General features: G+C 58.5%; 29 protein-coding genes and 2 tRNA genes. 15 read left to right on the forward strand and 16 right to left on the reverse strand.

What is annotated here, in order from left to right:
• Positions 1 to 126: 126 nt before the first annotated feature.
• Complete coding sequence (locus FNU76_RS19310) at positions 127 to 1212, reverse strand: calcium-binding protein (protein ID WP_223879097.1); 1086 nt, start codon at positions 1210 to 1212, stop codon at positions 127 to 129.
• A gap of 543 nt (positions 1213 to 1755) precedes the next feature.
• Here FNU76_RS19310 and FNU76_RS19315 point away from each other — a divergent pair.
• Complete coding sequence (locus FNU76_RS19315; RefSeq protein ID WP_308418572.1) at positions 1756 to 2358, forward strand: Crp/Fnr family transcriptional regulator; 603 nt, start codon at positions 1756 to 1758, stop codon at positions 2356 to 2358.
• 717 nt (positions 2359 to 3075) lie between these two features.
• Here FNU76_RS19315 and FNU76_RS19325 read toward each other — a convergent pair.
• The 3 genes from FNU76_RS19325 to FNU76_RS19335 all read right to left on the reverse strand — a co-directional run bounded on the left by FNU76_RS19325 (position 3076) and on the right by FNU76_RS19335 (position 5066).
• A complete protein-coding gene (locus tag FNU76_RS19325) occupies positions 3076 to 3921 on the reverse strand; it encodes a hypothetical protein (RefSeq protein ID WP_144279711.1) in 846 nt (281 codons plus the stop codon).
• Positions 3921 to 4433 carry a hypothetical protein gene (locus FNU76_RS19330; protein ID WP_144279712.1) on the reverse strand — a complete coding sequence of 171 codons (513 nt, stop codon included), beginning with the start codon at positions 4431 to 4433 and terminating at the stop codon, positions 3921 to 3923. Before FNU76_RS19330 ends, FNU76_RS19325 begins: the two co-directional genes overlap by 1 nt.
• Before the next feature lie 366 nt (positions 4434 to 4799).
• Entirely contained in the window at positions 4800 to 5066 is a 267-nt protein-coding gene (locus FNU76_RS19335) for a hypothetical protein (protein WP_144279713.1), read from the reverse strand.
• A gap of 159 nt (positions 5067 to 5225) precedes the next feature.
• Here FNU76_RS19335 and FNU76_RS19340 point away from each other — a divergent pair, with 159 nt between their 5' ends.
• The 9 genes from FNU76_RS19340 (at position 5226) to FNU76_RS19380 (ending at position 13771) form a co-directional block, all read left to right on the forward strand.
• The gene (locus FNU76_RS19340; protein ID WP_223879098.1) at positions 5226 to 5675 is read left to right on the forward strand and encodes a phage virion morphogenesis protein; all 450 of its coding nucleotides are present in this window, start codon (positions 5226 to 5228) and stop codon (positions 5673 to 5675) included.
• Between the two features lie 46 nt (positions 5676 to 5721).
• Positions 5722 to 6078, forward strand: coding sequence for a hypothetical protein (locus FNU76_RS19345; protein ID WP_144279715.1), 357 nt, complete (start codon positions 5722 to 5724; stop codon positions 6076 to 6078).
• Between the two features lie 28 nt (positions 6079 to 6106).
• Positions 6107 to 6370 carry a hypothetical protein gene (locus tag FNU76_RS19350; RefSeq protein WP_144279716.1) on the forward strand — a complete coding sequence of 88 codons (264 nt, stop codon included), beginning with the start codon at positions 6107 to 6109 and terminating at the stop codon, positions 6368 to 6370.
• 86 nt (positions 6371 to 6456) lie between these two features.
• Positions 6457 to 6765 (forward strand): phage baseplate assembly protein V, encoded by a 309-nt coding sequence (locus tag FNU76_RS19355; protein ID WP_144279717.1) that lies wholly within the window; start codon positions 6457 to 6459, stop codon positions 6763 to 6765.
• 331 nt (positions 6766 to 7096) lie between these two features.
• Entirely contained in the window at positions 7097 to 7339 is a 243-nt protein-coding gene (locus FNU76_RS25330) for a DUF4224 domain-containing protein (RefSeq protein WP_144279718.1), read from the forward strand.
• A gap of 372 nt (positions 7340 to 7711) precedes the next feature.
• Complete coding sequence (locus FNU76_RS19365; RefSeq protein WP_144279719.1) at positions 7712 to 8038, forward strand: DUF7709 family protein; 327 nt, start codon at positions 7712 to 7714, stop codon at positions 8036 to 8038.
• 140 nt (positions 8039 to 8178) lie between these two features.
• A complete protein-coding gene (locus tag FNU76_RS19370; RefSeq protein WP_144279720.1) occupies positions 8179 to 8784 on the forward strand; it encodes a YfiR family protein in 606 nt (201 codons plus the stop codon).
• A 7-nt stretch (positions 8785 to 8791) separates the two neighbouring features.
• Entirely contained in the window at positions 8792 to 11572 is a 2781-nt protein-coding gene (locus FNU76_RS19375) for a response regulator (RefSeq protein WP_144279721.1), read from the forward strand.
• Positions 11573 to 11620: 48 nt separating this feature from the next.
• Entirely contained in the window at positions 11621 to 13771 is a 2151-nt protein-coding gene (locus FNU76_RS19380; RefSeq protein WP_144279722.1) for a TonB-dependent receptor plug domain-containing protein, read from the forward strand.
• Between the two features lie 397 nt (positions 13772 to 14168).
• Here the strand turns inward: FNU76_RS19380 and FNU76_RS19385 are convergent, their stop codons facing one another.
• Together FNU76_RS19385 and FNU76_RS19390 are read right to left on the reverse strand one after the other, a co-directional pair.
• Positions 14169 to 14390 carry a helix-turn-helix transcriptional regulator gene (locus tag FNU76_RS19385; RefSeq protein ID WP_144279723.1) on the reverse strand — a complete coding sequence of 74 codons (222 nt, stop codon included), beginning with the start codon at positions 14388 to 14390 and terminating at the stop codon, positions 14169 to 14171.
• 106 nt (positions 14391 to 14496) lie between these two features.
• Positions 14497 to 14573: transfer RNA gene (locus FNU76_RS19390), tRNA-Ile, on the reverse strand.
• A gap of 325 nt (positions 14574 to 14898) precedes the next feature.
• On the opposite strand from FNU76_RS19390, the gene FNU76_RS19395 reads away from it, so the two are divergent.
• A complete protein-coding gene (locus tag FNU76_RS19395) occupies positions 14899 to 15849 on the forward strand; it encodes a hypothetical protein (protein ID WP_144279724.1) in 951 nt (316 codons plus the stop codon).
• On the opposite strand, the gene FNU76_RS19400 is transcribed toward FNU76_RS19395, so the two are convergent.
• On the reverse strand, positions 15830 to 16177 hold the full coding sequence (locus FNU76_RS19400) for a hypothetical protein (protein ID WP_144279725.1): 348 nt from the start codon (positions 16175 to 16177) through the stop codon (positions 15830 to 15832). The genes FNU76_RS19395 and FNU76_RS19400 overlap by 20 nt on opposite strands.
• A 76-nt stretch (positions 16178 to 16253) precedes the next feature.
• Entirely contained in the window at positions 16254 to 16778 is a 525-nt protein-coding gene (locus FNU76_RS19405) for a hypothetical protein (RefSeq protein ID WP_144279726.1), read from the reverse strand.
• A 237-nt stretch (positions 16779 to 17015) separates the two neighbouring features.
• On the opposite strand from FNU76_RS19405, the gene FNU76_RS19410 reads away from it, so the two are divergent.
• On the forward strand, positions 17016 to 17258 hold the full coding sequence (locus FNU76_RS19410) for a site-specific integrase (RefSeq protein ID WP_223879099.1): 243 nt from the start codon (positions 17016 to 17018) through the stop codon (positions 17256 to 17258).
• 72 nt (positions 17259 to 17330) lie between these two features.
• Here the strand turns inward: FNU76_RS19410 and FNU76_RS19415 are convergent.
• From FNU76_RS19415 to FNU76_RS19450, 8 genes are all read right to left on the reverse strand, one after another.
• Positions 17331 to 17407, reverse strand: a tRNA-Ile gene (locus FNU76_RS19415).
• 8 nt (positions 17408 to 17415) lie between these two features.
• Positions 17416 to 19353 carry an RNA polymerase sigma factor RpoD gene (gene rpoD / locus FNU76_RS19420; protein WP_144279728.1) on the reverse strand — a complete coding sequence of 646 codons (1938 nt, stop codon included), beginning with the start codon at positions 19351 to 19353 and terminating at the stop codon, positions 17416 to 17418.
• Positions 19354 to 19563: 210 nt separating this feature from the next.
• Positions 19564 to 21495 (reverse strand): DNA primase, encoded by a 1932-nt coding sequence (dnaG, locus tag FNU76_RS19425; RefSeq protein ID WP_144279729.1) that lies wholly within the window; start codon positions 21493 to 21495, stop codon positions 19564 to 19566.
• Between the two features lie 28 nt (positions 21496 to 21523).
• On the reverse strand, positions 21524 to 21964 hold the full coding sequence (locus FNU76_RS19430) for a GatB/YqeY domain-containing protein (protein WP_144279730.1): 441 nt from the start codon (positions 21962 to 21964) through the stop codon (positions 21524 to 21526).
• Positions 21965 to 22058: 94 nt separating this feature from the next.
• Positions 22059 to 22271 carry a 30S ribosomal protein S21 gene (gene rpsU / locus FNU76_RS19435; protein WP_144279731.1) on the reverse strand — a complete coding sequence of 71 codons (213 nt, stop codon included), beginning with the start codon at positions 22269 to 22271 and terminating at the stop codon, positions 22059 to 22061.
• A 175-nt stretch (positions 22272 to 22446) separates the two neighbouring features.
• A complete protein-coding gene (gene rsgA, locus FNU76_RS19440; protein WP_144279732.1) occupies positions 22447 to 23322 on the reverse strand; it encodes a ribosome small subunit-dependent GTPase A in 876 nt (291 codons plus the stop codon).
• Positions 23323 to 23326: 4 nt separating this feature from the next.
• Positions 23327 to 23638, reverse strand: coding sequence for a 4a-hydroxytetrahydrobiopterin dehydratase (locus FNU76_RS19445; protein WP_144279733.1), 312 nt, complete (start codon positions 23636 to 23638; stop codon positions 23327 to 23329).
• A gap of 39 nt (positions 23639 to 23677) precedes the next feature.
• The gene (locus tag FNU76_RS19450) at positions 23678 to 24925 is read right to left on the reverse strand and encodes a M48 family metallopeptidase (protein WP_144279734.1); all 1248 of its coding nucleotides are present in this window, start codon (positions 24923 to 24925) and stop codon (positions 23678 to 23680) included.
• Between the two features lie 94 nt (positions 24926 to 25019).
• Here FNU76_RS19450 and orn point away from each other — a divergent pair, with 94 nt between their 5' ends.
• Genes orn through FNU76_RS19465 form a run of 3 tightly spaced genes read left to right on the forward strand, consistent with a single transcriptional unit; the run spans position 25020 to position 26631 of the window.
• A complete protein-coding gene (orn, locus tag FNU76_RS19455) occupies positions 25020 to 25571 on the forward strand; it encodes an oligoribonuclease (RefSeq protein WP_144279735.1) in 552 nt (183 codons plus the stop codon).
• Positions 25568 to 26053, forward strand: a complete 486-nt coding sequence (locus tag FNU76_RS19460) for a CinA family protein (RefSeq protein WP_144279736.1) — start codon at positions 25568 to 25570, stop codon at positions 26051 to 26053. The genes orn and FNU76_RS19460 overlap by 4 nt, the downstream gene beginning before the upstream one ends.
• Positions 26050 to 26631, forward strand: a complete 582-nt coding sequence (locus tag FNU76_RS19465) for an MFS transporter (protein WP_144279737.1) — start codon at positions 26050 to 26052, stop codon at positions 26629 to 26631. The genes FNU76_RS19460 and FNU76_RS19465 overlap by 4 nt, the downstream gene beginning before the upstream one ends.
• Positions 26632 to 26643 lie beyond the last annotated feature (12 nt).

Genomic DNA, 26643 nt, shown 5'->3' on the forward strand with positions numbered 1-26643 from the left:
ACCTGCCGTGCATCCTTCTCCAGCGCCAAGCGAGTGAACGTTCCCACTTTTCTGAAGGGAATCCGCAGGGAGAAACGGCATTGAATAGTCGGGCCATCACGACCCGACTAGTGACGCAGGGAAATGCTACATCAAACGATTTGCCGTCAGCATCGGCGCGTAATGCTCATGCGCCGGGATGGACTGGTGCAGCAAGGCTGCATCCATCGGCGCAAACGTCGCCATGGCGCTGACCAAGCTGGCTAACTGCTGATCCACGGACGCGACCATCGGCGGACGGGGTAGCACTTCCAGGCTGTCGCCGCTGGCATCCGCCCACTTGGCCGTTACCGCTCTGGCTTGTATGTGGGTGTGATTCCACACCACGCTATCGCTGAACTTGAATTGCTCGAGGCGATAGGCCAGCGCATTGGTCGCGTCGAAGTAGTTCTCGACGGTCACTTGGTCGGCGGCGCCGTACTTCAGGACCAAGTTGACGCCCACCTTCTGCACCGCGCTGATCTCGGTTGATTTCACATCCTTGAACTGGATGGCATCGACGTTGTTGGCGGTCGTGTCGAAGTCGCGGATTATGTCAGCGCCGCCGCCCTTGGCCAGGGCATAGGTATCGCTGCCCAAGCCGCCATCCAGGCGATTGGCGCCGTTGTTGCCGGTCAGCACATTGTTCAGCGCATTGCCGGTGCCATTGATGGAAGCGGTGCCGGGGGCGAGGGTGAGGTTCTCCAGATTGGCACCCAGGGTGTGCGTGACGCCAGTCACCACCGTATCGCTGCCCTCGTTGGCGTTCTCGACAATCATTTCGCGACCATTGCTGACAATGTAGAAGTCATGGCCTAGGCCACCTGTGAGGGTGTTGTCGCCGCCACCGCCATCGAGCAGGTCGTTGCCGGCCTCGCCGAACAGTTGGTCGTTGCCATTCCCGCCGCGCAGGCTGTCGTCGCCACCGTTGAGACGGTCGTCGCCATCATCGCCGGCCAGGGTGTCGTTGCCACCTAGGCCATAGATTGTGTCGTTGCCGGCGCCGCCCGCCAGGCTTTCGGCGGCAGCGGTGCCATTGAGGTTGTCGTTGCCGGTCGTGGGGGTATTGGGCGGGATCAGCCGGGCAATCTCGGCGGCTGATATCCCGTTGCCACTCATGGGCTGAACATAGGCAATCGCCGACTCGCCGCCGTTGAAGTGATTCAGTACCCGCACGCTACGGCTGGCATCCACGATGCCGCAGCCCTGTCCATCATTCCCCAGTCCACCGGCAGCGCTGATGCGGCTGCCAGCGAGTTTACAAGCGATGACGCACTGGGCACCGTTACCGCCAACTATCAAGCCTGCCAGGACAACGCCAGGCAGTTAGCGGACCTGCAGAACTGGATTCGGCGGCAGGAGTCGGTATTCACAATGAGATAGGAGCAGCCTCGTAAGCATACGAGGACGCGAGCGGATGCGCCTGCAAAGCCTTTTTATGCAGCTGCCGCAAATAGTTTTGAGCGTTCCGACTGCAAAGAGGCCATTTTGGAGGCGTAAGAGGACCGCTTCCCTGTGTTTTTTCTTTCTAGGCGCAATACCCGCTGCCCTTGCGTAGTAGGGCCGGTACCCTACCAAATGTCGCACCGTTAGGCTGAAGAACGGTAAATACCCGCACCGGGTAGGGATGCATAGGTACGCTACCAGACATATAAGTAGCGTCAGGTGTGTATATCCTTGGCAGCAACGAGAAGGCTACCTGGATAGCCACCCCAGTATCAGTTCAGGAGGCGCACCATGATCGACCCGCCCAACCCCAGGGATAACCATCTGCTGGCAGCTTTACCCGACGCCGAATGGCTGCGCTTGTTGCCACAGCTGGAAGCGGTCGAACTGTCGCTAGGCCAGGTACTGTACGAATCCGGTAGCAGGATGAGCCATGTGTACTTTCCCACCACCGCCATCGTCTCCATGCTGTATGTGATGGAAAACGGCGCACCGGCAGAAATCGCGGTGGTCGGGAACGAGGGACTGGTGGGGGTTTCGCTCTTCATGGGAGGGGATTCCACCCCCAGCCGGGCGGTGGTGCAAAGCGCAGGCTTAGGGTTTCGGCTACGCGCCAAGGTCATGAAGGAAGAGTTCTACCGGGCCGGACCGGTAATGCATCTATTACTGCGCTATACCCAGGCGCTAATTACCCAGATGTCGCAAACCGCCGCTTGTAATCGGCATCACACGCTCGACCAGCAGCTATGCCGCTGGCTGCTGCTTAGCCTGGATCGCCTGCAGAGTGACGAATTGGTGATGACGCAGGAACTGATTGCTAACATGCTGGGGGTACGGCGGGGGAGCGTCACCGAAGCGGCACTCAATTTGCAGAGTGCCGGGCTGATCCGCTAAGCGCGCGGCCATATCTCGGTGCTGGATCGAATGGGGCTGGAAGCACGCAGCTGCGAGTGCTACGCGGTGGTCAAGAAAGAGTACAACCGCCTACTGCCAGCTGAATTGGCGGCGTAACGACTTATCTGCAAGCTGAACAGTAAGGACCCAGTCGCCTGCATTCCGATCATATTGGCTTTAAAGCATCAAAACGTGAAACCATGCTACTCAGAAAGCAGGGAACCGGTTGGTAACGTTTTACCGTAAAATATTTCCTCCAGAAAATTGATTTCCTTATTTGAATAGATAAACGATAGAACTACCTTCCGCAAAAAGATCAGATGATCCCGACGACCGACGACCGACGACCGACGACCGACGACCGACGACCGACGACCGACGACCGACGACCGACGACCGACGACCGACGACCGACGACCGACGACCGACGACCGACGACCAGCCGCCATCCTACGAGCCCAGTTATTGGGAGATTTGCAGCGATTCGGAGCCGCCGCCCTGGAGGGATGACGCCAACGAGCTAGAACCCCCACCTTATGAAGCGGGGTATTGGGAAGCCTGCGCCGATTCAGGCCCGCCGCCTTGGTTGAATGACCTGGGCGACGAGGAGTATTTCGACGGCGATGCCAATTTTGAGCGGTGCTATGACTGAACCATCATCATAGTAAATCCCAGCGCGGATTCCTCCTGCAATGGCTTTCTACTGAATGACGCAAATCAGCGCGGCATTACCAATTCAGTAACAGCCTTTTGGAATGATGTTCCAATTTTCTGCGTTGTACTATTTTCATAGTCAAGCCGATAAAGCTCTGCACTTTGGTTGCCGGATTTTACTGCCAAAGCGCCTACGCCTTCTATATCTGCCAAGATGTAGTAGTTTGCTTCAGGGAAGATAACCTCCCTAACTTTCGCTAGCCCATAAACTACAGCGGATGCAAGAGTAAGCCCCTCAGTCCGAGCAATAAGTTCCAGATAGTCCTGCGGCAGTTGCGCATCAACGCGGGCAATATATGCGGCCTGCTCCGACTGCGGCAACGGGGCGCGGAGGCTCTCTGTATCGGCCAAGGATCGGCCATCATTCAACAGCCACGCAGGCAGCATCGACTCATCTACAAACCCCGCTGGGCTTGGGCTCAGAGGGTCGAACCAGATTTTCACGTCAGCAATTTCAGGCTGTACCGTCTTCAAGTCTGAGCCTGCAAAGAACTGCTTAGGTGCCTTGTTAAATGCCAGGGAAAAGAGTCGGCCATTGGCTAACCAGACCTCAGCCTTTAGCTTTGCCTGCTTACCTGGCGCAATCAAATTGACGCTTGCGAGAAGCGCTTCTTCGCCAGTATTGGGAAAGCGAAGGCTCTCATCAAATGCCGGCTTCCCAAAGCGCATTTGATAAAGATTCACTTCTTTGCCGTCAGCCAATCGCTGTACCTTGTTGATTGCTTCCATTTGACGCTGCAACAGGGAGGCCGCGCGCTCGTTTAGACGAGCTTTGACCTCCTCTATAATGCGAGTCTCAAATGGGCAGAAATCTGCCCGGCCTAGCAGGAAGTTGAAGATTTTTTCCATTAGTCTGAATTCGTGGCAGCGCCTGCAACACCGATTGCTGCGCCTGCTGCTCCACCCTTATATACGTTAGGAATTCGGTTCCATTGCTGAATCACTGTATTCGGCATTGGATTAGCTTCTTTCCAAGTACGCGGCATAAATCTGTAGCGGTATGGGTCAGACAAAGCATGTTCAACCTTCGTTACATAATTGCCGTTCCAAAGCGAGCGAGGTCCACCTTTTCGGTTTGGTATCCAGTGCGAAAACTCTTTGCCCCAGCCTTTGGTACCGGCAGCTCTCCAGCCAGCAGCGCCACCAATGGCTGTACTCACTAACACGCCAGACACTTCTCCACCGGTATAGGACGCCGAGCATTTATCCACCGAGCCGTTTGTACCAAGTTGGTCACGGGCCATATCGGTCAAACCAAATGACAAGGTGTCACCAAAGCCAGCAGAGAAGTCTACGACAGGCTGTGGAATCGTCGGGATGTCTTCAATTCCAAACAATCCATACGGGTCGGAATAGTGCATCGGATTGCCATACACATAGGCATATATAGTTGGCCCTGACGCAAACCGTCGTACACGCTGCCCGCAAACCTAGGCCCCATGCGGCTTTACGCCATTTTTTCCTGCCGCAGATGTTCTAAAGAGCTAAATTTTTTCCAGGGGTGCATTTTTGCCCGCCTGCGCGCAATTCGCAAGGTATTAGAACCGAGCGGCTAAGGCGAAGGTCGAGCCGCCGGCATCGCGGCGCCCGCACGTTGCCGTCGGCTTGCGTGGCGTCATTCGGGGGGATGAAGCGGAAGCGGCCCGCTTAGCGCGGCGCGGGGCCAGGCAGAGCGAGCCGCAAGGCGGCGTGCTTGAATCAGCACGCCGGGGGATGGAGGGCCGAGCCTAGCCCTTCCAGTATGGGTAGCCCACCCGGTGGTAGTACTCGTAGGCCATGCTCCGCTCATCCGAGCCGTTGCTGCTGTAGCCATCTTTACGCGGGCTACTGGCCCAATTCATGATGCCGCACACATCAGCCACGAAGCCGCGCAACACGATTTCCGGCTCCGCCAGCGGCACGACTTCCACAGCACTTAGCCCATTATCCCGTAGCCAATTCTTGAGCTGGTAATTGCTGCCCGTTGCGCTGGCCCGGTCCGTGAGGATTTTCACGGTCTGGCCTTCGTTCAACCAGCCTTATACTCGCAGCAACATCGCGTTGATCGGTTCGCCAATGTCCCGCGGGGAACCGCCCTTGCATCCGCATGGCGACGTGATGCATTGGGAACTGTTTATCAAGGGAGCCAAGGTGGGTGAATGGGATGCGCAACCGTGAACGATCTACACGCCTTGACCGACTGGTGCGATGCCTTGCTTACGAAGCTGGAGCCCGCCCAGCGACGCCAGCTGGCGCGCGAGATTGCCCTGGCGCTACGCCGCGCCAATGCCCAGCGCATCGCGCAGCAAGTCACGCCGGAGGGTGAACCGTTCGCACCGCGCAAGACCGGCAACAGCCGCGACCAGCGCGGCAAGCTGCGGCGGCCGATGTTCGCCAAATTGCGCACCCTACGATTTCTGAAGACGCAAACGACGGATGAGGCAGCTACAGTGGGATTTGCTGGACGGATCGGGCGGATCGCCAAGGTTCACCAGTTCGGCCTACGTGACCGGGTAACACCGGGCGGACCGGCAGTCCTTTATCCGGCACGCCCGTTGCTGGGAGTCAATACGGATGACTTGGCGGTGCTGAAGTTGGCCATCTTGCAGCACCTGACGAGTTGACATCGAGAACACCACCCTGCCGTGGTAACGCAGGAGGCACCAAAGCGTGAAATATCAAATCGTCGAACTCAACCATGAACATAGCGGCGGCGAAATCTTCCTTTTCCTGTGCATCGATGCACCGCGTAGACCCCTGTGGCACTTTGGCCTGGCACTTGAGGGCGTGCAACTCACTAACGGGGGAGCCATACACCAGGTCAGCAGGGAGTTTGAAACGGAAGATTTGGCCATAACGCATATGACCACCCGACTGATCGATTTGGCGGTCCACCACGCCATGGCGATTGAAGAGCTGGAACCGACCCCATTGGCGGCGGCGCATGTCGTCGCGATCTGCCGCGCCTACCGTGAAGTGGAGCCATACGGATTTGTGCGCTCAAGGGAAGCGAAGGGGCTATCCTGAAGGGGTGTTGCCGACCCTGGGGAATGGCGTGTTCAAAGTCTACTTACGCGATGCGGATAAGCTCATCAGCGAAAAAACCCTGACGCTCGATGCGCAAGCCGCCTTGCGGGCCTTTGAAACGCTGGTCAATCGTGCCGAGCTGGACGGTCAAAATTTCTGGGCCGTGCTGTCCTTGGACGGCATACCGCTTGCGCAGCACAAGTTCGATACCTCCCCCAAAAGCGCGATGTATTTTTGGCGGGGCCGCATCAATCACCTCGCGCAAAACACCGCGCTAGCCGGGCACGCCTAGCACCTGCTCGTCACGCTCACGGGTAGCGACGCCCGGCACAACGTCCACCGCATGACCATTCCCCCTGTGCCCGGCATCCTGGGCGCATGGATACCGCCCCCGACCTCAACCGCCGTTTAGAAAGCCTCCTGCGTTTCGGCACCATCGCCGAAATCGATCACGACCGCGCCCTCTGCCGTGTGCAAACCGGCAAGCTCCTGACCGACTGGCTACCGTGGCTTAGCCCGCGCGCCGGCCAAACCCGCCAATGGAATCCGCCCACCAAGGGCGAGCAGGTGATGCTGCTTTCGCCGAGTGGCGATCCGGCCACCGGGGCCGTGCTGCCTGGCTTGTTTTCCGATACCCACAAAGCCCCCAGCAAACAACCCTCGCTCCACGTCACCGCCTACCCATGAGGTCTGGGCTCTATGTAGGTGCTGACCAGGGGCAATTTCACGTGTGACTAGCGTGTGAATACACAAGCCGTTTGAAGCCGCTCTAAGCCACCGGGTGATGGTCTGGAAACCGTGGAAACCTTGCAACTACGTGGTTTTGAGCGGTTTTGAGCGGTTTGGGGCGGTTTAGAGATGGCGCCTCCGACAGGAATCGAACCTGTGACGGCGCTCCCGGCACGAATGTCAAAAAGACATACCTGCAAAAGAACACGACAGACGCTACCAATCGCAGTGCAGAGTCTGAACTTCAGCCTATGCTGTACTTTCAACCAATCACGCCCCAAGGAAGCTTATGAACGAACCGCTCTTTCTGACCGCCGAAGAAGTAGTTGTGCTAACCGGCATTGCCACAGGCAGAGGCGGCCGGACCAGGGAGGAACTTCAGTGTGACTGGTTGCGGCTCAATGCCCTAGCCCACAAGGTCAATGCCCGTGGAGCACCCATTGTGTACCGCTCGCAATTCCTTAGTAGCCCCCCTCGGGTGAAAGAAGAAAAACCTCAGTGGGTGCCTGGTGTATTGAGGTCGGGCGCGTAGTAGTGACCAAAAAAGCACCCCTGCGAGGTATGCTAATTTCTTGCTATGCCCTGGTGAGATTCAGGCAGATTGTGGCTTAGCATGCTAGGAAATACAGCGCGGCAAGCACGGTATATCCAATAAAAACAGCCACTTACCATTGACTCTCACCATTCGTAATGCGAAGGTCGTCAGTTCGATTCCGATCATCGGCACCATAGAATCAAGGGCTTAGCTGCATGGCTAAGCCCTTTTCTTATGTGCGCTCAGGATGGCGCGGTAATGCTCCCGTCTCTCCCATCCGCTGCGCCTTAGCTGCTTATGCAAGCCGCGGCGCGGCATGACAGAATCGTGTCCCGCGCCGCGCGCGCAAGCCATTTGCGAGGATAGCCCATGTCGTTCACCACCCCGGAAACCAACGATCGCCTGGCTGGCGTCAACCAGAAGATCCTGGCGGAGGGCGAGACCTTGCCCGCCGTGACGCTCAAGGACGGCAGCAAGGTACAGACGGGTACCGTCGCCACCATGCTGCATAACGTCGGACTGTATAACGAGGGCGCGCGTGGCGAGGTTGAGCGTGAGTTGGAGCTTGCCGTGGCGACACTGTTCAAGGTGGGATTATTCGATCTCTTTTCGCCGGAGGAGTGGGTCGCCGGCGACAATCCCGGCCGCCGTTTCGTCGGACTGAAGGCGCAGGCCTACCAGGCGGGCCAACGCTAAAGCGACCGGGCGTCGTTGCGGGAAATCCAGCCACTTGCCGCGATTGCATGTCCCCCAGCCGAATGGCCCCCACGTGCTAAGGTTGGAAGGCGGCGGGGGCATGCACCCCGCGCCGCGGCACGACAGGAGGACGGCTTACGGTGGGGATCGCTGCGCGTATCGTCGATTGGGTTTCGCCGCTTGCCGGTATCCACGCCAGGCGGCAAGATCTGCGCCTGCCGACGGGGCTGTTTGCCTGCTTGGTGTATGGCGCCATGCTGCCCTCCGTGACCGCCGCCCCATCGGCCATGACGGCCGCCCAATTGAAGGCGGCCTTTATCTTCAATTTCAGCAAATATACGCAATGGCCGGAAGAGGCTGCCCGAACGGATACGCCTTTTTTTATTTGCCTGCTCAATGGCAAAAGCGAAACAGGCCTGGCCATACTGGGTATCGAAGGCAAACAGTCGCAGAGCCGCAAGCTGCAGGTGCAAGTCGTCAACGAAGCCGAGCAGCTTAAAACCTGCCACATCGTCTTTCTGGAAGGTGCGGCGGGCAAGCACAAAGCCATGCTGGATGGCTTGGGGGGCGCGCCGGTGCTGACTGTCGGCGACGGCGAAGGTTTTATCGGCCAAGGTGGGGTCATCGGCTTGGTGACCGCTGGCGGCAAGCTGGGTTTCGAGATCAATCTGGCGGTCGCCAAGCGGGCAAGACTGAGGCTCAACGCTCAGTTGCTGAGCTTGGCACGCACTGTTCAGGAGCTTTGAGCCGAGCATGCCTAGCCAATTACGACAACTCTCGCTGGGTCACAAGATCGTCGTTCTCATCGTGCTGTCGACCGGTATGGCCGTTTGCGCCGCCTTTGCGCTATTCGCCTTGCACCTGATCGCGGAAAGGCAGGGCGAGACCCGGGAGCAGCTGCACAATATTGCCCGCATTCTCAGTTTTGGCAGTGCGCCGGCCTTGGAGTTTCAAGATGACCAGGCGGCTCGCGCGATCCTCACCTCGCTGCGGGCCGACCCTCATATTGTCTCGGCGCAATTGGGCGACCGTAGCGGTAAGGTATTGGCTCGTTATGGCGAACTGTCGCCGGCGGTGGACGAGTCCGCGTGGCTGGCAACCCACCTTCGCCTGCGTGTGCCGGTGCTATCGGATCGGCAAGTCGTCGGGTATCTGGAGATAGTGGCCGACCTGGGCCATATGCGCGCCAGCCTGCGGGAGGATTTCCTTTACTTGCTGGGGGCCAGCGCCACCGCCTTGTTGGTGGCCGTTCTATTGGCTTGGCGATATACCCGGAGGGTACTGGCGCCGATAGAGGATCTGGCGCAAACAGTCGATCGAATCGCCCGGGGAAGGGACTATGCCTTGCGGGTAGCCTCGCGCAGCGCCAAGGACGAAGTGGGCCTGCTGATCGATCGCTTCAACGATATGCTTGGCCAGATACAAGGCCGCGATGAGGATCTGCGCGACCATCGCGACCATCTGGAAAGCCTGGTCGCGGCCCGGACCGGTGAGCTGCAATTGGCCAAGGAAGCCGCCGAGCAGGCCAATCGCGCCAAGAGCGATTTCCTCGCTACCATGAGCCATGAAATACGCACGCCGATGAATGGTGTGCTCGGCATGACCGAACTGCTGCTGCAGACCCCGCTTAGTCACCAGCAAGCCCGCTTTGTCGAGGTAGCCAAGCGCTCCGGCGAAGACCTGCTGTTGATCATCAATGACATCCTGGATTTTTCCAGGATCGAGGCAGGCAAGCTACGGCTCGACGAGGCTCCCCTATTGGTGGCCGATTTGATCGAAGATATCGGCGCGAGCTTCGCTGTCGGCGCCCATGCCAAAAAGCTGGAATTGATCTGCGATACCGGCAATCCGGCGCTCGCCGTGATGGGCGATGCGCCGCGCCTGCGGCAGGTGCTGACCAATCTGGTCGGCAATGCCATCAAGTTCACCGAGCAGGGCGAAGTGCTGATACGGGTGGAGGCGAGGGAGGAAACGGCGGAGGAGGTGGTGTTGCGATTTTCGGTGAGCGACACCGGCATCGGCTTGTCGCCGGCACAGCACGAACGTTTATTTCAGGCCTTCAGCCAGGCGGACAGCTCGACTACCCGGCGCTACGGCGGGACAGGACTCGGCCTGGCCATTTCGCAGCGCCTGATCGGCCTGATGGGAGGACATATTCAGGTCGAGAGCGAGTCAGGGCGAGGCTCGACCTTTTATTTTCAATTGCGTATGGGCAAGACCATGTTGCCGGCCGCCTGTGAGCTACCCGGACCCGCGCTGCCGGATCTGCATGTGCTGATCGTGGATGACAACGCAAGCAACCGCGAGATCCTGGAGTTGCAACTACACGGCTGGGGGCTGCGGCATGCCAGCGCGGTCGATGGCGCGGAAGGGCTGGGCATGCTGTACCGGGAAGCCTCGCAGCTGCATGCTTTTGATCTGTTGCTGTGCGATATGAGCATGCCGGAAATGAGTGGCTTGGATCTGGTTCGGCGCATCAGGAGCAATAGCCTGTTCGATCGTCTACGGGTGATTATGCTCAGTTCGGTCAACGAAAGCCTGCTGGATACCGAGTTCGACGATATCCAGATCGACCACTTTCTCACCAAGCCCGTACGTCAGGCCGAGCTGTATAGGGCCATCCTGACGCCGAAGGACGCGGCGCACGTATCGTCGCCAGCCTCCCCGGCCGTTGCGCCCGCACCCTTGGGCATCTCCACCCGAGATTGGCGCATCCTGGTGGCGGAGGATCATCTGGTGAACCAGGAGGTAGCCCTGAACATGCTGGCCAAGCTGGGGTGCCAGGCCGATCTGGCCAATGATGGCGCGGAGGCATTGCGCCTGTGGCGGTCCGGCGAATACGACTTGGTGTTGATGGACTGCTATATGCCTTTGGTGGATGGGTTTGCCGCGACGGCGGCCATTCGGGCCGAGGAGAAAAGCGGCGGACGCCAACACACGCCTATCGTGGCGCTGACCGCCAATGCCGTCAGTGGCGATAGCGAGCGCTGCCTGGCGGCCGGCATGGACGACTATCTCAGCAAACCCTATCGGCAGGAAGAGTTGAGCCGTGTGCTGGTACGTTGGCTGGATAGGCCTGGTCCGGCCTTCAGCCGTCCGGGCAGCGATGCGAATGGCCGAGCGCATGCGGGTGCACCGACGCTGCCCGACCAGGCAATCCTGGCCGGCTTGCGTGCGCTGCCGCCCCTGACGCCCGCCACGCCGCCGCCACGGGTCGCCAGGGTATTTCTCAGCAATATGCCGGCCCTGCTCGATAGTCTGGCCACGGCCCTGGCCGGTAACGAAACCGCGGGGGTGCTTGCCAGTGCTCAGGCGCTACGCGGTTGTGCCGCAGCGGTCGGTGCCCTGCCGCTGGCTGAACTTTGCCATCTGCTGGAAACCCTCGCGGGCGGCGGCATTCCCGCCGGGGTGCATGCCTTGCTACACGAGCTTGAGCAGGAGTTCCAGCGGGTACAGCGCGCCTTGCAGGCAGTCCAGACAGATGAGGGAGCCGGCGGCCAGAGCCATGCCGGCATGCCCCGCGATGGCGTTTGATTTGCTTGCCGGTAGGGAAGCTTGCAGCAGCTTCGTCAAGGAGAAGCCATGTCGCGCGCAATACCGATTTCCCTTTGCCTGGCGTGGGCGGTGACAGTACGGGCGAATGAAGGCGTGGATCTGTTCGATCTGGATTTGAAGACGCTGCTGGATGTTTCCATCAGTACCGCCTCGCGCGTTGCCGAGCCCCGCCGCAAGGTACCCGGAACGGTCTATATACTGACGCGTGCCGATATCCGGGCGCGCGGCTATCGGCATCTGGGCGAGCTGTTGCGCGATCTGCCGGGTGTGGATCGGCACCAGAACAGCAGCGGCAGTTTCTTCAACCGTTTTGGCCTGCGCGGCCTGGTCGGCAACAACAAGCTGGTGGTGCTGCAAGACGGCGTACGCATCGGTGCGCCGGCGGGGGAGCCGCTGGTACTGGCCGATAACTATCCCTTGTATGCGGTCGAGCGGGTTGAGGTGGCCATGGGACCGGGTTCGGCGCTCTATGGCGCCGATGCGGTCAGCGGAGTCGTGCAGATGTTTTCCCTCCGGGATGCGCCAGCGGTTTCGCTGGAAGCCGGCGATCAGGGCTTTCGGCGAACAGATGCCTACTTCAGCCATGAGGGCGATCTCCGACTGCGCTTGGGCGTACATCGCCAGATCGACGATCATGCCGATCTTGCCGCGAGCTATCCGGCCTTGTTCCGGCCAGGAGACCTGCTTGATTTTACCGGTAAGGTAGTGATTCCCGCCGACCGGCGGGCTGCTTTCCACGGCCGTACGGAAAGCGAGCAGGCCATTGCCGACGTAGCGTATGGCAATTGGCGGCTAGGCTGGATCCACCAAGGTTACCAGCACCCCACCGGCTCGGGCGACCTGCCGGAGATCGTGGATTACGGCGGCTTCGGGGCTTACCAGCTGGACCATCTCTACGGCGAGCGGCAGTGGTACAAGGACGGTGTCGCCGAGGGTAATCTGCGTCTGCAGTACAGCGACTATCGGATGGATACCGGCTCGGCCTTTATCAATCGCTTCAACGGCTTTACGCCCGGCTACAAATATGCCGCCAGCCAGCGATGGCGCATCGAAGGACAGTGGCTGTGGCAATTGGGCGAGCATCGCTTGATCCTGGGTGGCGATTGGTCACGGGTCAAAGCCATCCCCAAGACGCCGGATTTGACCAGGCGCTACGATCCCGGCCGGGCGACCGATCGGCAAGGTTTGTTCTATCCGGACACCGACAACAGCTTGCCTTTGCAGATTTTCGAGTTGTCCTACCGCGCCCATAGCCTATTTCTGCAGGACACGGTAGCGTTGACGCCCATGGTGGAGTTGAGCGGCGGCCTGCATTACGGGCACGACAGCAATTACGGCACCACCCTGACCCCGCGTCTGAATCTGAATTGGCAAGCCGCCGAGCGGTGGCGCGCGGGGCTGCTATTCGGCAAGGCGTTCCTGGCGCCGTCGCCGCATTTTTCCTACGAGCATTTCGGTTCCTTCACCGGCCAGCGCGACGCGCAAGACCGCTATATCGCCAACCTGATGTTCGTACCCAATCCGGCGCTCAAGCCCGAGCGTCTGGATAGCCTGGAACTCAATCTCAGTCATTACGGCGATCGCCAGGAGTGGCAATTCGCGCTTTATCACAATCGCCTGGATGGCTTGATCTTGCCCCAGCTCAGCCCGGTGCCTGTCAGTGATTTTGTGCCTGGCGGGGTAATTCGGGCCACTGGTCAGAATGCCAATGTCGGTGATGTCCGCGCCACTGGTCTTGATGTGTTCGGACGCTGGCGGCCCATGGAGCGCTTCGATCTTTGGCTGGCTTATGGTTACGCCGATGCCAGCCTGGATAGCGCCGGCATGACCAGCCATTTGCCCTATGTGGCGCGCCATAAGCTCAAAGCGGGCTTCAGCTGGCAGCTTGGCAGCAACTTGACGCTGTCCCCCACGCTGGAAGCATCGGGGCGTAGCTATCCTTTACCCCATGCGCGTGCGGACGGGGTGGATTCGGCGCCCGGCTATGGCCTGCTGCATTTGTTTGCCCGTTATCGGCTGAATTCACATGCCGAGCTGGAGCTGAGGGTTGAGAATGTCGCGGACCGTCGTTGGTTCAATGTGGGTAACAGTACCAACGCCGGCTTTGCGGCGACGCCGCAGGATGGTCGGCGTTTGGCGCTGGGGGGCGGTGGGTGTTTTAGCACCCTGCCGCCTTAAACCTCTTGCGAGCGGCAGAAATCGCGGCAAGTACTGCCTCCTCTGAAAAGTGGGGAGACGATTCGATTCCAGCAAATAGTTTCTTACGTTCTGGCAACATGGCAGGAACAGCACGTAAGCCGTGCTTCACCACCTCGTGCCATCCCTCGATTGCTGGGGTTTTGCTAGAGTTAAATTGGTCAAACTTATGTATTTTTGTCATATGACAAGTCACTCCCAATTCCGCTCGTGGCGTGAAGAATTTTATTTGCCAAGAATTTTATCGGCATTGCTCCATTCGAGTTGAAAGTAAAGAACAATGGCTTCGTGTCCACAAGCGCCCCTTTAACCAGATGGGGGGCAGACGCCGTAGGTTTGGAACCATGCATCGAGTTGATGGGGCATGGCTGTCACCTTCTTAAGGTAGATCCAGCCCGGTAAGAGCAAGTTCCACCCCAAGCGCTGCAATCACTTTTAATACGCTCTGCAACTGCACGGTCGGCTTGCCTGCTTCGAGATCAACAATAAAGCGCACACCGACACCAGCGGCGAGCGCCAGGTCGGGCTGGGTAAGTCCTAGCTGCTTGCGAGCCAGACGCAAGGCGGAACCAAGCTGGGCTGCGGATTGAATGGGCATCATGGGCTGAATAATTTACCGATCGGGAAGCCACGCTGAACGGTTGCCCATGTGCGCTTTTAAAATGGCAACGGCTCACTTGGGAAACCAAGTAAGCCGTTGATTTTTTTGGTGGGCCCGCACGGACTTGAACCGTGGACCAAAGGATTATGAGTCCTCTGCTCTAACCAACTGAGCTACAGGCCCTGATGATCCGTTCGAAACGTAGTGACAGTTTCGAGGAGCCGCATTGTGCTGATGGAAGGGAGGGGGCGTCAAGTGTGGCCGTGCGAAAAGGAACAATCTGATTGACGATATGCTCGCTAATGTGGCGAGTTCGCAAATTTTCAACAGCGTCGCGGTAACTCCGGCATCTAGCCGGCCTGTTAAAGTGAACGTTACTACACGAAGCGGTTAGCGCGACTGTCTGCGCTTTTTCAAAAGAACGGTTTAAAAAAGCTGATAACCTGAGCTTTGGGAAGAAGCTATGTGGCCAGCGGTTCAAGTTTTACATGAAGGAGGTATATTGGTTATGGATAGTTTTTATATGCGCTCTTCAGAAGCGCTCCCCTTTTATCCTGGGGTGATGTGGAAAGGTTATGCAGTCATTGTGGACAAGTCTGCTGGGAAGCCAGTTTTAGGACTGAATCATGGGTATAGTGGACATAAGGCGGATGAATTCGAGAAAGATATAAAAAAACTATTCCCTGTCATTAATTCGCTTGTGAAAATTAAAGGTGACAAGATCACTCGCTGGGAAATTGCCGCTCATTCGGAAAGTGAAGATTTAAAAAATGCGATAATATCTGCAATAAAGAGCATGGTGGAAAAAGCTGAGGAAGAAAAGGATGGCTTCTACGTGATTCGACGCGGGGGGGAGTCATTTGCAACAAAGCAACACGGTATTGATGCTTATGTGCATGGGTTTGACAAAAAAGTGCCTTCGCTATTTGAGTTGGCAAAGCGACAGGTAAAAGAACAAATGCATGAGGATAAATTTTATGCTGCCGAGGTCATCGAATCCATGCCTACTTATGTGCTGAGCCAGATGGGACCAATTGAAAAATTTGAAAATTCTGCCAATCGAGTTAAACTTGAGCGTATCTTGTCATTGCTGGGTAATCATAAATATATATTAGTTGGAAAAGGGAGGATTCATCAAGGGAAGGCGTATTCCGCTTCTGCGTATAACGTGCTGATGAAAATAAACGAACTGTTGGATGGTAAAATGATGATATCCAATCAAATACTTGATTCGATAAGGTGGGAAATAATCGATCAATTGGAAAGCAAAATCCAAAAAAAGGGATTCTTTGGTTTTGTGGCTGCTTGGCTAAGGCATGAGTCAACAGTAAATTTGTACAAGGAAATCGTAAGTATATTAACCGTAAATCTATGTGGCACGCCTTGTGCGAAGCTAGGGCGGGCTGATGGCGTGATAGGCATCAAGCCTGCAGAAGCCTTTATTGCCTACGTTGAATAAAAGAATAAGCGGATATCAAGGTGCTGGGGCCGCCGCTGGAGGTATGTCCCGATTTCCCTCGGCAATAGGACGAGCCAGCCTCCTCCGATGCTCGCCGCAGAATAGACGTCACCAGGGGGGCCGTGCTGCGGTAATTCGACTCTGCCCTATATTCCGCGACCTTGGACAGCGTCTCCGCCAATTCTTTTTTCTGGATGGAGGCCGCCATATAGCCATTAATTCCGACGATATCTCCATCAAGAAGAATCTCAAGGATATGAATAGCCTTCTCCGGATCTGAATTTTTTAGCGCCTTCAAGATGGCTAGTCTGGCTCTTGCATCCGCCATGGACTGTGTCTCCAAGGAGAACTCATGGAACTGGTGCATGACTGCAGAAATGCAAGCGTAGGCTTTAGAGCTGGGATTACGCCGATAAGGCAGGGTTTGTGAAGCTTTTTATTAAAATACATTTAAGTATTGACCATGTTAAGCCTTTGCGTAATTTCCATGGCTTAATTTCTATTTTAAATTCCTTTGCGCGGGGAGGGCTTGAGCCAGGTTCGGTTTCGTTAGGTAGCTGGCCCGTATAGATCCAGCCATTCATCTTCAAAAAAGCAAAGCTGTAAGGAACGGCATCGTTACTGCTCTCATATTGTTGCTTCACAATTTCCTTTATTAACGGTTTGCAGGATTCTTCAATTTCGTCTCCAAAGCACCGGCGTAATTTGTGTGATCCTTCATCGCAGAAGTATTGAAAATACCGAAACAGGAAGTAGAAGAATGCAATCCAAATGGCTGTAAACAGCACTGCGGGGTTTTGAAATTCGAAGTCAAAACCAACTGCGTTGTATTTTTTGAGGGCAGTAATTTCGCCAAATTTCATCATCCAAAGTAGGATGCTTGTAGTGATTAAATTTCGGCGCTGCCTTAATAAGCCTTCATTCATCATGGTCTACTTTTTAAGTGCTTCAGCTAAAATTTGAGGCGTTTGGATTGGTTTAGTATAGTGAATTTGCTTGAGATTTATGAAAAACTAGGTCGGGGTGTCATTCCCGGTGCTCTGCGGGATAAATCTAACTAGCTATGCGCGGAGTTTTTCCGACTGTCTTCTCTCAATCTGGGTTTCTGCGGCTGATTGTGGACCAGTTTCGTTTCTTCGACTTGGTGCGAGCGTAGTCTCAAGCTGTTGATCGACAATGACGGCACTCCGCTGACAAGCACTGCGCTGCGGTCGAAGTTCGACACTGCGCGCGAAAATGCGGGCAACCAAAAGTGGCAGCTGCGCGACTTGCGCGCGAAGGCGGGCACTGACAAGGACATGGCTGAAGGTATTCGCGCGTCACAGGATCTGCTGGGACACCGGACGGAAACGCGGACTGCCGACTATATCCGGCATCGAATCGGTAAGCGGACGACGCCGACGAAGTGAAATTTGCGGAGCAAGGCCATTTTTGCGGAGCAAAAAGAACGGGGCTTCCATCACTGGAAGCCCCGTCTTTACTGGTGGGCCCGCACGGACTTGAACCGTGGACCAAAGGATTATGAGTCCTCTGCTCTAACCAACTGAGCTACAGGCCCAAAACCGTTCAATTCTCTGCGGTCAGGCTGTCCAGGAAGCTCTTCAGCCGTTCCGAGCGAGTCGGGTGACGCAGTTTACGCAGCGCTTTGGCTTCGATCTGGCGGATACGTTCCCGCGTGACGTCGAATTGCTTGCCGACTTCTTCCAGCGTGTGGTCGGTGTTCATTTCGATACCAAAACGCATGCGCAGTACCTTGGCCTCGCGAGGGGTCAGGGTGTCGAGCACGTCGCGGGTGGCGTCGCGCAGGCTGGCATAGACGGCGGCATCGACCGGGGCCAGATTGTTCTGGTCCTCGATAAAGTCGCCCAGGTGCGAGTCGTCGTCGTCGCCGATCGGCGTCTCCATCGAAATCGGTTCCTTGGCGATCTTGAGGATCTTGCGAATCTTGTCCTCGGGCATGTCCATACGCTCGGCCAGCGTGGCCGGATCAGGCTCGAGACCACTCTCCTGCAGAATCTGGCGGGAGATGCGGTTCATCTTGTTGATCGTCTCGATCATGTGCACCGGGATACGGATGGTGCGTGCCTGGTCGGCGATCGAGCGCGTGATGGCCTGGCGAATCCACCAGGTGGCATAGGTCGAGAACTTGTAACCGCGGCGGTATTCGAACTTATCCACGGCCTTCATCAGGCCGATATTGCCTTCCTGGATCAGGTCGAGGAATTGCAGGCCGCGATTGGTGTATTTCTTGGCGATGGAGATCACCAGGCGCAGGTTGGCCTCGATCATTTCACGCTTGGCACGGCGGGCCTTGGCTTCGCCGGTGGACATCTGACGGTTGATTTCCTTCAGGTCCTTGATCGGCAGCATGGCGTTGGCCTGCAGCTCGGTCAGCTTGGACTGCCTTTCCATCACGGCATGCTGATAGCGCTCCAGGATGCCGGAATAGGATTTGCCCGAGTTGATCTCGTTCTTGACCCAGTCCAGATTGTCTTCGTTGCCGGGGAAGGTCTTGATGAAATGCTCGCGCGGCATCCGGACCTTCTGCACGCAGATGTCCATGATCTCGCGTTCGTGGCCGCGGATTTCGTCGACCATATTGCGCAGGCTGTCGCACAGGTTTTCCACCTGGCGGGCCGAGAAGCGGATTTTCAGGAACTCCGCGGCGACCAGCTCTTGCGCCTGGGTGTATTGCTTGCTGTGCGGACCATGCTTGGCCAGGGCCTTGAGCATCTTGTCGAACAGGTCGCGGATCACCACGAAGTGTTCGCGCGCCTTGTTCTTCAATTCTTCCAGGTTGGCGGCGGCGGCAGCGGCGGCGGCGCCTTCGCTGTCTTCCTCGTCATCGTCGGCACCATCCAGCGCGACATCTTCCTCGCTGTCCTCATCGCTCAGTTCCGGCGGCGCTGCGGCCGGTTCTTCAATGGCGTTGGGATCGATAAAGTCGTCCACCACCTCGTCGATGCGGATTTCATCGACCAGGGCCTTGTCCACCATGCCGATGATATGGCTGATGGTGGTGGGGCAGGCGGTGATCGCCTGGATCATGTGCTTGAGGCCGTCTTCGATGCGCTTGGCGATTTCGATTTCGCCTTCGCGGGTGAGCAGCTCAACCGTGCCCATCTCGCGCATATACATACGCACCGGGTCGGTGGTTCGGCCGAAGTCGGAGTCCACCGTGGACAAGGCGGCTTCGGCTTCTTCCGCGACATCGTCGTCGGCGACGGCGGCCGGGGCCGCGTCGGACATCAGCAACGACTCGGCGTCGGGCGCCTCGTCGTAGACTTGGATGCCCATATTGGTGATCATGCTGATAACGCCTTCGATCTGCTCGGCGTCCAACATGTCTTCAGGCAAATGGTCGTTGATCTCGGCGTAAGTCAGGTAACCCCGCTCTTTGCCGAGCACGATGAGGTTCTTGAAGCGCGCCTTGCGCACTTCATTGTCGATGCGAGGTTCCGCGTCGCGCTTATCTGACTTGTCGAGCTCTTGATCTGCCGCCATCTTGGGGTATCTCGAATTGGTACGGGGAAACCGCAAATTATACCACGGATAACACCGGAAGTAAGGTGATCCATGCCATTAACGCTCACCCGGTCTAAGGCGGGCGAGTCCTGTGCTGCAAAACGCAGTACCGCCCGATGGGCGTACTACGTTGATTTTAGTGGGCGGCGCATCGCTTTGCAGGGATTTTGTCCTGCGGCAGCCTGGCGCCTATTCACCTTTGCTCATATGACTTTGCTTGATCAGTCGCTTGTACTCCTCACGCTCGGCTTCGCTCAACGCGCTGAAACCACCGCTTCTTACCTTTTCATCCAGCTCGGCCTGCCGGCGCGTCGCCTTGGGCTTCTCTACCAGTGCCAGGTAGCGCTGCAGCGCGTGCTGCCATGCTTGCGCCAAAATGGCATCGTCACCTTCGCGGTAGTTCAGCCTGCTTTGGGTAAGTGCCCGGCCCAGCATGGCATGGCATGGATCGTCGCGCAGTGCTTCCAGTACGTGCGCTGTCGTGGGTGCTTGCGGCAGGTCGGCCACATAGTCGGCCAGCCGCGAAATGGCGCGTAGCGCCGGGCTTTGCGCGCCGCCCGGCAGCTCGTTCTGCGGCAGGTCCAGGGCATACTTGGGTGCGACTATCAGTAATTGCAATAGTTCGAAGCCCAAATCACCGGTATGGCGCGTCCCGTCCGGTGGTGGTGCGCCTTGTTCTTCACGGCCAAAGCCGCGCCATTTTCCACCGCCGGCACCGTCCTTGTTCCATTTCTTGCCGCTCCAGTCGTCGCGCTTGAATCCGCCGCGTCCTTCGGGCTTGCCTTGGGTGCGGCCAGGCTGGTTCGCGTATTGCGGCTGGGCTTGCGGCGTGCCGCCGAGCAACTGGGCAATTTCGACCCCGTCGAGTCCGGCCAGTTCCCCGAGTTTCTTGCGCAGCAGCACGCCCAGGGCCGGCGCCTTGATCTGCTCCACCAATGGCCTGGCCAGATGCAGTAGCTTGGCCTTGCCCTCGTCGCTGTCGAGATCGACCTGGCTGGCGAGTTCGCGGCACAGGAACGCCACCAGGCCCAGAGATTCGCGCTCGATCAAGGCTTCGAAGTTGTCCTTGCCGAATTCGCGGATATAACTGTCCGGGTCGTGTTCGGCCGGCAGGAACAGGAAGGACAGGATCTTGCCGTCGCTGGCCAGTGCCAGGCTGTTTTCCAGCGCGCGCCAGGCCGCCTTGCGGCCGGCTTTGTCGCCGTCGAAGCTGAAAACGACCTGGTCGGCCAGGCGGGTTAATTTCTTGACGTGTTCCGGGGTGCAGGCCGTGCCCAAGGTCGCGACCGCGTACTCGACACCTAGCTGAGCCAGTGCAACCACATCCATATATCCCTCGACCACCAGGACGCGATTGACCGCGCGGATGGATTGGCGGGCTTGCGGCAGGCCGTATAGCTCGAGGCCTTTCTGGAATAGCGGTGTTTCGGGCGAGTTCAGGTATTTCGGTTCGCCCTGGTCGATGATGCGGCCGCCGAAGCCGATGACCTGGCTCTTGCCGTCCATGATGGGGAAGACGATACGGTCGCGAAAACGATCATAGCGGCGGCCGGAGTCGGTGTGGTCGATGACCAGGCCGGCTTCGTTGAGTTGCGGGTTGGTGGCGTAGTCGCTAAAGCATTGGGCAAGCGGATGCCAGTTGTCCGGGGCGTAGCCGAGGCCGAAGCGGGCGGCTACCTGGCCGCTGAGGCCGCGCCGCTTGAGATAGTCGACCGCGCGCTCATTGTGCTTGAGCTGCTCGCGGTAGAAGTGCATGGCGCGGGTATTGAGATCCACCAGGCCGGTCTGCTGGACCCGGCGCGGCGCCTCGCTGGCGTGCCCCTCGCTGCGCGGCACCTGCATCCCGACGGACTCGGCCAGCTTCTCAACCGCATCGGGAAAGCCCAGGCCTTCGTGCTCCATCACGAAGCCGATGGCGGAACCATGCACGCCGCAACCAAAGCAATGGTAGAACTGCTTGGTCTGGCTGACCGTGAAGGACGGCGACTTTTCCTTGTGGAAAGGGCAGCAGGCAGAGTAGTTCTGGCCGGCCTTTTTCAGCGGCAGATAGCGTTCGACCACATCGACGATATCGAGGCGGTTGAGCAGGTCCTGGACGAAGTCTTCGGGGATGCGGGCCATGGGCGAGGGTCTTGCTGCGCCGACGATGCTACTGGATGCGCGCCTTGACCAGGGCGGATACCTTGCTCATATCGGCACGGCCGGCCAGCTTGGGCTTGAGGTCGGCCATGATCTTGCCCATGGCGGCCACGTTGCTGCCGTGCGCGGCAAAGGCGGCGTCCAGCAGGGTGGCAATTTCGGCTTCGTCGGCTTGTTGCGGCATATAGCCTTCCAGTACGAGCATCTCGGCCTTTTCGATATCGGCCAGATCCTGGCGGCCGGCGGCTTCGTACTGGCTGATCGAATCGCGACGCTGTTTCTGCATCTTGTCGATGATGGCGACGATCTGCTCGTCGCTCAGCTCGATGCGTTCGTCGACCTCCCTTTGCTTCATGGCGGCCAGCAGCAGGCGGATGGTGCCCAGCTTGGCGGTGTCCTTGGCGCGCATGGCGTTTTTCATGTCATCGGTGATGGTCAGCTTGAGGCTCATGAGGGTCTCGCGGAAGAAAGGGAAGGTGGAAAAACACAAGGCCGCCAAAGAAGCTGGCGGCCTTGAGCGCGTTAGTACGCGAAAAACGAGCTGCTTAGTAGTACTTCTTCGGCAGCATCTGGCTGCGAATACGCTTGTAATGGCGCTTCACAGCAGCAGCGAGCTTGCGCTTGCGCTCAGTGGTTGGCTTTTCGTAGAACTCGCGTGCGCGAAGTTCGGTGAGGAGGCCGGTCTTTTCCACTGCGCGCTTGAAGCGGCGCATGGCTACCTCAAACGGCTCGTTTTCCTTGAGGCGTACATTAGGCATGAAAATCAGTCCTACTTTCTAACTGAAAAGGGTTTATCGAATTGGGAGCAGGATTTTACCAGTTGAGCAAGTTAAATAAAAGCCTGATTTGCAACGGAGTCCGAAAAAACCGTCGCCCACATCGTAAGCATAGACCCAAGGCGCCCAAATGGAAGGTGGCGAAGTACTTCCTTCCCTAGTGGGTAGGCTTCTTGCATTCGGACTGCAGCTTGCGTAGCAGCTGCAAACGTTGCGGCAGAATGTCGCCGCGCGCTTCGGCTGCGATCAGGGCGCAGTCCGGCTCGCGCTGGTGCTTGCAATCCTGGAAGCGGCACTTGCCGGCATAGCCACGTAGCTCCGGGAATAGGCTGATCAGGCGGTCTTCACGCAGATGCCGCAAGCCGAATTCCTGCAGGCCCGGCGAGTCGATCAATTCGCCGCCGTTGGGCAGGCGATAGAGCGTGGCGTGGGTAGTGGTGTGCTTGCCGGAGTCGAGCGCTTCGGAAATTTCCCGGGTACGGACCCGCGCCTCGGGCAACAGGCCGTTGACCAGGGTGGACTTGCCCATGCCGCTCTGGCCGACAAAGACGGACAAGTGGTTCTCAAGATACGGCCACAGGGCTTCGACGTTTTCCGTGGCGGACAGTTCCAGCATGGGGTACCCCAGCTGGCGGTAGGGCTCCAGCGCCTTTCTGGCATTGGCGGTTTCCGGCAGATCGGCCTTGTTGAGCAGGATCAGCACGCGGATATCGTCATCTTCGGCGGCCACCAGGCAGCGGTTGAGCAATTCCTCGTAAAAGCTCGGCACCGCCGCCAGTACCACGACGATTTGGGTCACGTTGGCGGCGATCAGTTTTTCGCGCCACTCGTCGGACCGGTACAGCAGGCTGGTGCGGGGCAGGGCGCGTTCGATGACCGCCTGCTCCTCGTTCAGCAGGCCGACTTCGACCTGGTCGCCGACGGCGAAGTCGGTCTTCTTGCTGCGGGTGGTGGCCTTGTAACGACGGCCGGCAGGCAGTTCCACCAGGAAGGATTTGCCGTGTGCCTGGATGATGCGGGCGATTTCGTTCATCGCATCAGGTCAATGCATCTAGCTTGGCGGCGCAAACGAAATCGTTGCGGCTCAGCCCATCCACCGAGTGGGTATCGTAGGCAACCCGGCAGGCGTTATAGCTGACGTGCAATTCCGGGTGGTGATCCTCGCGGTGCGAAATAAAGGCCGATGCATTCACGAAGGCCAGGGTTTCGTAGTAATTGCCGAAGCGGAAGGTCTTGACCAGCTTGCCGGCCTCCACGTTCCAGTCGCGCAGCTCGGCCAGCAGTGCCTGGGTTTCGGTAGGAGTGAGCTTGGCGACGACGGCCGGGCAGTGTTCTTGAGCGAGTGGCATGGCGGATTCCTTATATAAGCGGTGACGGTGCCGACGGGGTCAATTCGCTGCGCGCAGTGCGGCAATACGCAGGGTGGCCGGTGGGTGCGAGTCATAGAATAGCGAATGCAGCGGGTCCGGCGTAAGCGTGGCGGCATTGTCGCGATAGAGCTTCACCAGGCCGGAAATCAGCGCGCCGGCGCTGCTGACCTGTGCTGCGTAATGGTCGGCTTCGTATTCGTGCTTGCGCGAGCCTCGGCTGGCGATCCAGGCAAAGGGAAAGGTGAAGACCGGCAGTGCCAGGAAGAACAATACCAGGGCCGTAGCCGTGGAGGGTGCGGCCACGCCCAGTCCGGCGTAGAACCAGTCGGCATCCTTCAGCAGGCCGAGTACCGCGAGGGTGACCAGGCCCAGGCCATACATGGTGACGAGGCGCTTGACGATATGGCGGCGCTTGTAGTGCCCCAGCTCGTGCGCCAGAACGGCTTCCACCTCCAGCGGCTCAAGGCGTTCCACCAGGGTGTCGAAGAATACGATGCGCTTGGTCTTGCCGAAGCCGGTGAAGTAGGCGTTGCCGTGGCTGGAGCGGCGGCTGCCGTCCATCACGAACACGCCGTTCGATTCAAAACCGCACTTCTGCAGGAGGGCGTCGATCCGATCTTTCAGCGCAACGTCTTCCAGGGGTGTGAATTTATTGAAAATCGGTGCGATAAAACTGGGGTAGATCGCCATCATGGCCAGGCCGAAGGCCACCCATGCTACCCAGGCGTAGAGCCACCACAGGCCGCCGGCTGCTGCCATCAGCCACAGTACCAGCGCGATCAGTGGCAGGCCCAGCGCGGCGCCCAGCAGCGTGGATTTGAGCAGGTCGATCAAGAAGAGCGCCGGGGTGGTCTTGTTGAAGCCGAAACGGGCTTCCAGCACAAAAGTCGAGTAAAGCGAGAAGGGTAGCGACAGCAAGCCGTTCAATATGCCCAGTCCGACCACCAGCAGCAGGCCGGCGACCAGCCCCGGGCCGGCGAGCTGATGGGCGATGGCGTCCAGCCAGCGGATGCCGCCGCCGAGGGTGAAGCCCAGCAGCAACAGCGCATCCCAGGCGACGCCCAGGCGGGCAAAGCGCATCTTGGCGGCGGTATAGTCGGCGGCCTTCTGATGCGCTGCCAAGTCGATCTGGCCGGCGAAGTCGGGCGGTACCGCGTCGCGATGGGCCAGTACATGGCGCAGGTGGCGGGTCTTGAGCCAAAGCTGCAAAGCCGTGGAAAAGATCAGGAAGGCCAGGAAGATAAGACTGAAAGCGTGGGATGTCATGCCGGCGTATGCGAAAATAAGGGGATTACTGAACTCACGCCCCACCGCGGCCAGGACCTCGCGCGGCATAGGGCAGAAAGAATAGCGGCTAAGTATGGCACAAGACCCCAACCGACTCATCTGGCTTGATATGGAAATGACCGGGCTGGACCCGGAGCGCGACCGCATCATCGAGCTGGCCGTCGTCATCACCGACGACAATCTCAACACCGTGGCGGAAGGCCCGGTCCTGGTGGTGCACCAGCCCGACAGCGTGCTGGACGGCATGGACGACTGGAACAAGAACACCCACGGCAAGTCCGGTCTGACCGACCGGGTTCGCGCTTCCACCCTCGACGAGGCGGCGGCGGCGCGGCAGCTGCTGGCCTTTATCGGCGAGCATGTCGCCCGCGGTGCATCGCCGATGTGCGGCAATACCATCCACCAGGACCGCCGCTTCATGGCCCGTTGGATGCCGGAACTTGAAAGTTGGTTCCACTACCGCAATCTGGATGTCAGCACCGTGAAGGAATTGTGCAAGCGCTGGCGGCCGGATGTGGCCAAGGGCCTGAAGAAGGCCGGCCGGCACGAGGCGCTGGCCGATGTTTACGAGTCCATTACCGAACTGCAGTATTACCGCGAACACTTTCTCAAGACCGAGCCATGAATCTGCCGTCGCTGGCCGAGCAACTGGGCCATGCCCTGCTGGCCCGCGGCTGGCGCGTCACCGCGGCCGAGTCGTGTACGGGTGGGGGTATCGCCAGTGCCATTACCGAGGTGGCCGGGTCGTCGGCCTGGTTCGATATGGCCTTCGTTACCTATTCCAATCCAGCCAAGCAAAAGCTGGTGGGGGTAGGCGAGGCGACCTTGGCCGCGAACGGCGCGGTGAGCGAAGCGGTCGCCGGCGAGATGGCTGCCGGCGCGCTGCGTGAAGCGGCGGCCGACTTGGCGGTGGCGGTCTCCGGTATTGCCGGGCCGACCGGCGGCACGGCGGACAAGCCGGTGGGGACCGTCTGTTTCGGTTGGGCCGGTGCAGCGGGTACCCAGACGGAAACCCGTCATTTTGCCGGGGATCGCGCAGCGGTCCGGCAGCAAACCGTTCACTATGCCCTGGCCGGTCTCCTGGCCAGGCTGCAGGAAAAGACATGACCACTATTGTATTGGTCCGCAAGGGCAATCAGGTCGCCATCGCGGCCGACACCCAGTCGACATTCGGCGATACCCGCCTGGGCCATCTGCACGATGCCCGGCCCGACAAGATTTTCGCCTCGCATGAGAGCTTGTTCGGTATCTGCGGGGCGGCGGCGCACGACCTGGTATTGCAGGCCGCGCTGGCCAAGGTGCGCAGCCTGGATTTCTCCAGCCGGCCGGCCATCTTCGACAGTTTTCGTAAGCTGCATCCCAAGTTCAAGGAAGACTATTTCCTGAAAACCGAGGAGGAGGAAGACGATCCCTACGAGTCCAGCCAGATGACCGTATTGATCGCCAATGCCCACGGCATCTTCGGGATGTACTCGATGCGGGAGGTATATGAGTATCGCCAGTTCTGGGCCATCGGCTCGGGCCGTGATTTCGCCATCGGCGCCATGCGCGCGGTATACGAACGCCCTGACTTCAGCGCCGCCGATATCGCCCGGGTCGGGGTCGAAACCGGTTGCGAGTTCGATGTGAATTCCTCCCTGCCCATGACTTTGCGCACGGTCGAAATGACCGATGCTTCGCAATGAATCCGTAAAGAA

Origin of the sequence: Chitinimonas arctica, from assembly GCF_007431345.1 — a bacterium.
Taxonomy (GTDB): domain Bacteria; phylum Pseudomonadota; class Gammaproteobacteria; order Burkholderiales; family Chitinimonadaceae; genus Chitinimonas; species Chitinimonas arctica.

Coding starts and splice junctions, on each gene's coding strand:
- FNU76_RS19315 (WP_308418572.1), top strand. CDS start 1,756: ATGATCGACCCGCCCAACCCCAGGGATAACCATCTGCTGGCAGCTTTA.
- FNU76_RS19325 (WP_144279711.1), bottom strand. CDS start 3,921: ATGGAAAAAATCTTCAACTTCCTGCTAGGCCGGGCAGATTTCTGCCCA.
- FNU76_RS19330 (WP_144279712.1), bottom strand. CDS start 4,433: ATGCACTATTCCGACCCGTATGGATTGTTTGGAATTGAAGACATCCCG.
- FNU76_RS19355 (WP_144279717.1), top strand. CDS start 6,457: ATGGATACCGCCCCCGACCTCAACCGCCGTTTAGAAAGCCTCCTGCGT.
- FNU76_RS25330 (WP_144279718.1), top strand. CDS start 7,097: ATGAACGAACCGCTCTTTCTGACCGCCGAAGAAGTAGTTGTGCTAACC.
- FNU76_RS19365 (WP_144279719.1), top strand. CDS start 7,712: ATGTCGTTCACCACCCCGGAAACCAACGATCGCCTGGCTGGCGTCAAC.
- FNU76_RS19375 (WP_144279721.1), top strand. CDS start 8,792: ATGCCTAGCCAATTACGACAACTCTCGCTGGGTCACAAGATCGTCGTT.
- FNU76_RS19380 (WP_144279722.1), top strand. CDS start 11,621: ATGTCGCGCGCAATACCGATTTCCCTTTGCCTGGCGTGGGCGGTGACA.
- FNU76_RS19385 (WP_144279723.1), bottom strand. CDS start 14,390: ATGATGCCCATTCAATCCGCAGCCCAGCTTGGTTCCGCCTTGCGTCTG.
- FNU76_RS19395 (WP_144279724.1), top strand. CDS start 14,899: ATGGATAGTTTTTATATGCGCTCTTCAGAAGCGCTCCCCTTTTATCCT.
- FNU76_RS19400 (WP_144279725.1), bottom strand. CDS start 16,177: ATGGCGGATGCAAGAGCCAGACTAGCCATCTTGAAGGCGCTAAAAAAT.
- FNU76_RS19405 (WP_144279726.1), bottom strand. CDS start 16,778: ATGATGAATGAAGGCTTATTAAGGCAGCGCCGAAATTTAATCACTACA.
- rpoD (WP_144279728.1), bottom strand. CDS start 19,353: ATGGCGGCAGATCAAGAGCTCGACAAGTCAGATAAGCGCGACGCGGAA.
- dnaG (WP_144279729.1), bottom strand. CDS start 21,495: ATGGCCCGCATCCCCGAAGACTTCGTCCAGGACCTGCTCAACCGCCTC.
- FNU76_RS19430 (WP_144279730.1), bottom strand. CDS start 21,964: ATGAGCCTCAAGCTGACCATCACCGATGACATGAAAAACGCCATGCGC.
- rpsU (WP_144279731.1), bottom strand. CDS start 22,271: ATGCCTAATGTACGCCTCAAGGAAAACGAGCCGTTTGAGGTAGCCATG.
- rsgA (WP_144279732.1), bottom strand. CDS start 23,322: ATGAACGAAATCGCCCGCATCATCCAGGCACACGGCAAATCCTTCCTG.
- FNU76_RS19445 (WP_144279733.1), bottom strand. CDS start 23,638: ATGCCACTCGCTCAAGAACACTGCCCGGCCGTCGTCGCCAAGCTCACT.
- FNU76_RS19450 (WP_144279734.1), bottom strand. CDS start 24,925: ATGACATCCCACGCTTTCAGTCTTATCTTCCTGGCCTTCCTGATCTTT.
- orn (WP_144279735.1), top strand. CDS start 25,020: ATGGCACAAGACCCCAACCGACTCATCTGGCTTGATATGGAAATGACC.
- FNU76_RS19460 (WP_144279736.1), top strand. CDS start 25,568: ATGAATCTGCCGTCGCTGGCCGAGCAACTGGGCCATGCCCTGCTGGCC.
- FNU76_RS19465 (WP_144279737.1), top strand. CDS start 26,050: ATGACCACTATTGTATTGGTCCGCAAGGGCAATCAGGTCGCCATCGCG.